Origin of the sequence: Flavimaricola marinus (assembly GCF_900184895.1) — a bacterium.
Lineage (GTDB): Bacteria > Pseudomonadota > Alphaproteobacteria > Rhodobacterales > Rhodobacteraceae > Flavimaricola > Flavimaricola marinus.
In genome coordinates, this window is sequence record NZ_FXZK01000035.1 from 1 (window position 1) to 5,513 (window position 5,513).

Sequence of the window (5,513 nt, forward strand, 5' to 3'; positions counted from 1 at the left end):
GATGTGCTTGCTACCGATAACAATACTGTAGGCATGGGTGATGCTGGTATTAAATCTGCCATTCAAGGCTCTAATGTTCCTAACCCTGATGAGGCCGTCCCTAGTTTTGTTTCTGGTGCTATGGCTAAAGCTGGTAAAGGACTTCTTGAAGGTACGTTGCAGGCTGGCACTTCTGCCGTTTCTGATAAGTTGCTTGATTTGGTTGGACTTGGTGGCAAGTCTGCCGCTGATAAAGGAAAGGATACTCGTGATTATCTTGCTGCTGCATTTCCTGAGCTTAATGCTTGGGAGCGTGCTGGTGCTGATGCTTCCTCTGCTGGTATGGTTGACGCCGGATTTGAGAATCAAAAAGAGCTTACTAAAATGCAACTGGACAATCAGAAAGAGATTGCCGAGATGCAAAATGAGACTCAAAAAGAGATTGCTGGCATTCAGTCGGCGACTTCACGCCAGAATACGAAAGACCAGGTATATGCACAAAATGAGATGCTTGCTTATCAACAGAAGGAGTCTACTGCTCGCGTTGCGTCTATTATGGAAAACACCAATCTTTCCAAGCAACAGCAGGTTTCCGAGATTATGCGCCAAATGCTTACTCAAGCTCAAACGGCTGGTCAGTATTTTACCAATGACCAAATCAAAGAAATGACTCGCAAGGTTAGTGCTGAGGTTGACTTAGTTCATCAGCAAACGCAGAATCAGCGGTATGGCTCTTCTCATATTGGCGCTACTGCAAAGGATATTTCTAATGTCGTCACTGATGCTGCTTCTGGTGTGGTTGATATTTTTCATGGTATTGATAAAGCTGTTGCCGATACTTGGAACAATTTCTGGAAAGACGGTAAAGCTGATGGTATTGGCTCTAATTTGTCTAGGAAATAACCGTCAGGATTGACACCCTCCCAATTGTATGTTTTCATGCCTCCAAATCTTGGAGGCTTTTTTATGGTTCGTTCTTATTACCCTTCTGAATGTCACGCTGATTATTTTGACTTTGAGCGTATCGAGGCTCTTAAACCTGCTATTGAGGCTTGTGGCATTTCTACTCTTTCTCAATCCCCAATGCTTGGCTTCCATAAGCAGATGGATAACCGCATCAAGCTCTTGGAAGAGATTCTGTCTTTTCGTATGCAGGGCGTTGAGTTCGATAATGGTGATATGTATGTTGACGGCCATAAGGCTGCTTCTGACGTTCGTGATGAGTTTGTATCTGTTACTGAGAAGTTAATGGATGAATTGGCACAATGCTACAATGTGCTCCCCCAACTTGATATTAATAACACTATAGACCACCGCCCCGAAGGGGACGAAAAATGGTTTTTAGAGAACGAGAAGACGGTTACGCAGTTTTGCCGCAAGCTGGCTGCTGAACGCCCTCTTAAGGATATTCGCGATGAGTATAATTACCCCAAAAAGAAAGGTATTAAGGATGAGTGTTCAAGATTGCTGGAGGCCTCCACTATGAAATCGCGTAGAGGCTTTGCTATTCAGCGTTTGATGAATGCAATGCGACAGGCTCATGCTGATGGTTGGTTTATCGTTTTTGACACTCTCACGTTGGCTGACGACCGATTAGAGGCGTTTTATGATAATCCCAATGCTTTGCGTGACTATTTTCGTGATATTGGTCGTATGGTTCTTGCTGCCGAGGGTCGCAAGGCTAATGATTCACACGCCGACTGCTATCAGTATTTTTGTGTGCCTGAGTATGGTACAGCTAATGGCCGTCTTCATTTCCATGCGGTGCACTTTATGCGGACACTTCCTACAGGTAGCGTTGACCCTAATTTTGGTCGTCGGGTACGCAATCGCCGCCAGTTAAATAGCTTGCAAAATACGTGGCCTTATGGTTACAGTATGCCCATCGCAGTTCGCTACACGCAGGACGCTTTTTCACGTTCTGGTTGGTTGTGGCCTGTTGATGCTAAAGGTGAGCCGCTTAAAGCTACCAGTTATATGGCTGTTGGTTTCTATGTGGCTAAATACGTTAACAAAAAGTCAGATATGGACCTTGCTGCTAAAGGTCTAGGAGCTAAAGAATGGAACAACTCACTAAAAACCAAGCTGTCGCTACTTCCCAAGAAGCTGTTCAGAATCAGAATGAGCCGCAACTTCGGGATGAAAATGCTCACAATGACAAATCTGTCCACGGAGTGCTTAATCCAACTTACCAAGCTGGGTTACGACGCGACGCCGTTCAACCAGATATTGAAGCAGAACGCAAAAAGAGAGATGAGATTGAGGCTGGGAAAAGTTACTGTAGCCGACGTTTTGGCGGCGCAACCTGTGACGACAAATCTGCTCAAATTTATGCGCGCTTCGATAAAAATGATTGGCGTATCCAACCTGCAGAGTTTTATCGCTTCCATGACGCAGAAGTTAACACTTTCGGATATTTCTGATGAGTCGAAAAATTATCTTGATAAAGCAGGAATTACTACTGCTTGTTTACGAATTAAATCGAAGTGGACTGCTGGCGGAAAATGAGAAAATTCGACCTATCCTTGCGCAGCTCGAGAAGCTCTTACTTTGCGACCTTTCGCCATCAACTAACGATTCTGTCAAAAACTGACGCGTTGGATGAGGAGAAGTGGCTTAATATGCTTGGCACGTTCGTCAAGGACTGGTTTAGATATGAGTCACATTTTGTTCATGGTAGAGATTCTCTTGTTGACATTTTAAAAGAGCGTGGATTACTATCTGAGTCCGATGCTGTTCAACCACTAATAGGTAAGAAATCATGAGTCAAGTTACTGAACAATCCGTACGTTTCCAGACCGCTTTGGCCTCTATTAAGCTCATTCAGGCTTCTGCCGTTTTGGATTTAACCGAAGATGATTTCGATTTTCTGACGAGTAACAAAGTTTGGATTGCTACTGACCGCTCTCGTGCTCGTCGCTGCGTTGAGGCTTGCGTTTATGGTACGCTGGACTTTGTAGGATACCCTCGCTTTCCTGCTCCTGTTGAGTTTATTGCTGCCGTCATTGCTTATTATGTTCATCCCGTCAACATTCAAACGGCCTGTCTCATCATGGAAGGCGCTGAATTTACGGAAAACATTATTAATGGCGTCGAGCGTCCGGTTAAAGCCGCTGAATTGTTCGCGTTTACCTTGCGTGTACGCGCAGGAAACACTGACGTTCTTACTGACGCAGAAGAAAACGTGCGTCAAAAATTACGTGCAGAAGGAGTGATGTAATGTCTAAAGGTAAAAAACGTTCTGGCGCTCGCCCTGGTCGTCCGCAGCCGTTGCGAGGTACTAAAGGCAAGCGTAAAGGCGCTCGTCTTTGGTATGTAGGTGGTCAACAATTTTAATTGCAGGGGCTTCGGCCCCTTACTTGAGGATAAATTATGTCTAATATTCAAACTGGCGCCGAGCGTATGCCGCATGACCTTTCCCATCTTGGCTTCCTTGCTGGTCAGATTGGTCGTCTTATTACCATTTCAACTACTCCGGTTATCGCTGGCGACTCCTTCGAGATGGACGCCGTTGGCGCTCTCCGTCTTTCTCCATTGCGTCGTGGCCTTGCTATTGACTCTACTGTAGACATTTTTACTTTTTATGTCCCTCATCGTCACGTTTATGGTGAACAGTGGATTAAGTTCATGAAGGATGGTGTTAATGCCACTCCTCTCCCGACTGTTAACACTACTGGTTATATTGACCATGCCGCTTTTCTTGGCACGATTAACCCTGATACCAATAAAATCCCTAAGCATTTGTTTCAGGGTTATTTGAATATCTATAACAACTATTTTAAAGCGCCGTGGATGCCTGACCGTACCGAGGCTAACCCTAATGAGCTTAATCAAGATGATGCTCGTTATGGTTTCCGTTGCTGCCATCTCAAAAACATTTGGACTGCTCCGCTTCCTCCTGAGACTGAGCTTTCTCGCCAAATGACGACTTCTACCACATCTATTGACATTATGGGTCTGCAAGCTGCTTATGCTAATTTGCATACTGACCAAGAACGTGATTACTTCATGCAGCGTTACCATGATGTTATTTCTTCATTTGGAGGTAAAACCTCTTATGACGCTGACAACCGTCCTTTACTTGTCATGCGCTCTAATCTCTGGGCATCTGGCTATGATGTTGATGGAACTGACCAAACGTCGTTAGGCCAGTTTTCTGGTCGTGTTCAACAGACCTATAAACATTCTGTGCCGCGTTTCTTTGTTCCTGAGCATGGCACTATGTTTACTCTTGCGCTTGTTCGTTTTCCGCCTACTGCGACTAAAGAGATTCAGTACCTTAACGCTAAAGGTGCTTTGACTTATACCGATATTGCTGGCGACCCTGTTTTGTATGGCAACTTGCCGCCGCGTGAAATTTCTATGAAGGATGTTTTCCGTTCTGGTGATTCGTCTAAGAAGTTTAAGATTGCTGAGGGTCAGTGGTATCGTTATGCGCCTTCGTATGTTTCTCCTGCTTATCACCTTCTTGAAGGCTTCCCATTCATTCAGGAACCGCCTTCTGGTGATTTGCAAGAACGCGTACTTATTCGCCACCATGATTATGACCAGTGTTTCCAGTCCGTTCAGTTGTTGCAGTGGAATAGTCAGGTTAAATTTAATGTGACCGTTTATCGCAATCTGCCGACCACTCGCGATTCAATCATGACTTCGTGATAAAAGATTGAGTGTGAGGTTATAACGCCGAAGCGGTAAAAATTTTAATTTTTGCCGCTGAGGGGTTGACCAAGCGAAGCGCGGTAGGTTTTCTGCTTAGGAGTTTAATCATGTTTCAGACTTTTATTTCTCGCCATAATTCAAACTTTTTTTCTGATAAGCTGGTTCTCACTTCTGTTACTCCAGCTTCTTCGGCACCTGTTTTACAGACACCTAAAGCTACATCGTCAACGTTATATTTTGATAGTTTGACGGTTAATGCTGGTAATGGTGGTTTTCTTCATTGCATTCAGATGGATACATCTGTCAACGCCGCTAATCAGGTTGTTTCTGTTGGTGCTGATATTGCTTTTGATGCCGACCCTAAATTTTTTGCCTGTTTGGTTCGCTTTGAGTCTTCTTCGGTTCCGACTACCCTCCCGACTGCCTATGATGTTTATCCTTTGGATGGTCGCCATGATGGTGGTTATTATACCGTCAAGGACTGTGTGACTATTGACGTCCTTCCCCGTACGCCGGGCAATAATGTTTATGTTGGTTTCATGGTTTGGTCTAACTTTACCGCTACTAAATGCCGCGGATTGGTTTCGCTGAATCAGGTTATTAAAGAGATTATTTGTCTCCAGCCACTTAAGTGAGGTGATTTATGTTTGGTGCTATTGCTGGCGGTATTGCTTCTGCTCTTGCTGGTGGCGCCATGTCTAAATTGTTTGGAGGCGGTCAAAAAGCCGCCTCCGGTGGCATTCAAGGTGATGTGCTTGCTACCGATAACAATACTGTAGGCATGGGTGATGCTGGTATTAAATCTGCCATTCAAGGCTCTAATGTTCCTAACCCTGATGAGGCCGTCCCTAGTTTTGTTTCTGGTGCTATGGCTA

General features: G+C 44.7%; 9 protein-coding genes. All 9 read left to right on the top strand.

From position 1 onward, the window contains the following. Window positions 1-882 (top strand): Minor spike protein (locus LOM8899_RS24025; protein WP_032271654.1); only part of this gene is annotated, 882 nt, incomplete at its 5' end. Window positions 883-945: 63 nt separating this feature from the next. Continuing rightward, complete coding sequence (locus LOM8899_RS24030) at window positions 946-2,487, top strand: replication endonuclease (RefSeq protein WP_000252566.1); 1,542 nt, start codon at window positions 946-948, stop codon at window positions 2,485-2,487. Continuing rightward, entirely contained in the window at window positions 2,420-2,572 is a 153-nt protein-coding gene (locus LOM8899_RS24035; protein WP_435988044.1) for a hypothetical protein, read from the top strand. The genes LOM8899_RS24030 and LOM8899_RS24035 overlap by 68 nt, the downstream gene beginning before the upstream one ends. Next, complete coding sequence (locus LOM8899_RS24040) at window positions 2,505-2,744, top strand: phage DNA packaging protein C (protein ID WP_016670801.1); 240 nt, start codon at window positions 2,505-2,507, stop codon at window positions 2,742-2,744. Before LOM8899_RS24035 ends, LOM8899_RS24040 begins: the two co-directional genes overlap by 68 nt. Next, window positions 2,741-3,199, top strand: a complete 459-nt coding sequence (locus LOM8899_RS24045; protein WP_000084700.1) for a scaffolding protein D — start codon at window positions 2,741-2,743, stop codon at window positions 3,197-3,199. The genes LOM8899_RS24040 and LOM8899_RS24045 overlap by 4 nt, the downstream gene beginning before the upstream one ends. Next, window positions 3,199-3,315, top strand: a complete 117-nt coding sequence (locus LOM8899_RS24050; RefSeq protein WP_000033471.1) for a phage DNA packaging protein J — start codon at window positions 3,199-3,201, stop codon at window positions 3,313-3,315. Before LOM8899_RS24045 ends, LOM8899_RS24050 begins: the two co-directional genes overlap by 1 nt. 36 nt (window positions 3,316-3,351) lie before the next feature. Then, on the top strand, window positions 3,352-4,635 hold the full coding sequence (locus tag LOM8899_RS24055) for a major capsid protein (RefSeq protein ID WP_000065572.1): 1,284 nt from the start codon (window positions 3,352-3,354) through the stop codon (window positions 4,633-4,635). 110 nt (window positions 4,636-4,745) lie between these two features. Beyond that, a complete protein-coding gene (locus tag LOM8899_RS24060) occupies window positions 4,746-5,273 on the top strand; it encodes a hypothetical protein (protein ID WP_000487867.1) in 528 nt (175 codons plus the stop codon). Between the two features lie 8 nt (window positions 5,274-5,281). Then, on the top strand, window positions 5,282-5,513 hold a 232-nt coding region (locus LOM8899_RS24065; RefSeq protein ID WP_503100230.1), incomplete at its 3' end, for a hypothetical protein.